The following is a 681-nucleotide window of genomic DNA, read 5'->3' as shown; positions in this document are numbered from 1 at the left end:
CGCGTTGGGGGCCCCCACACGCAATGCTCAAGGATTGGCTTCATTCGTTCCGAGGTCAGCTGATGCACTATCCGTGCATAGACTTGTATCCGGTCGCGGCCGTTCCCGCGCACCATAATCCGTATTCACATCCCCGGATCGAGCAAAGGCGGATGCGGACCAAACTACTACTGGGCGTTTTCAGGCGCCATCAACTTTCCCGGTCACGCATCACACCAATCCGCGTCGCCTTATCGAGCCTGTTGCAACATAGGCATCAGGCGGCGCGGAGCTCGGCACCTTGAGGGACCAGACCGGTCTCCACAAAGCGCCAAAGCGCGATCAACAATTTTCGGGCGAGCGCAACGATCCCCACCTTTGCCGCGCGAGCGCCGTTGCCTTTGAACCGGTTGCGATACCAAACGGTCAGTTCGCTACTTGGCTGATATTTCAACCAACACCAGGCAAGTTCCACCATCTGCACACGTGTGCTTCGGTTACCGGCTTTGCTGATGCCCTGATCACGCGACACGTCGCCGCTGGCGAAGGGCGCCGGAGCTAACCCAAGGAAGGCCGCGACGTGTCGTCGGCTTTCGAACTTTCGGCAAAAAACCTCAGCAACCAACATTGCCGCGCTGTTCGGACCAATGCCCTTCAGCTGCTCAAGGCGAACCGCTTTCTCTCGGCATGGGAAGGTAGACT

At 58.6% G+C, this 681-nt stretch carries 1 protein-coding gene; it reads right to left on the bottom strand.

Translation table 11 applies throughout. The features are described 5' to 3' along the window. Positions 1-256 precede the first annotated feature (256 nt). Positions 257-681: transposase (locus tag AX724_RS02760; RefSeq protein WP_156447980.1), on the bottom strand; the 425-nt coding region annotated here is incomplete at its 5' end.

This window comes from Sphingobium sp. CCH11-B1, assembly GCF_001556865.1.
In the GTDB taxonomy this organism is placed as follows: domain Bacteria; phylum Pseudomonadota; class Alphaproteobacteria; order Sphingomonadales; family Sphingomonadaceae; genus Sphingobium.
This window is presented reverse-complemented; position numbering and strand designations above follow the sequence as displayed.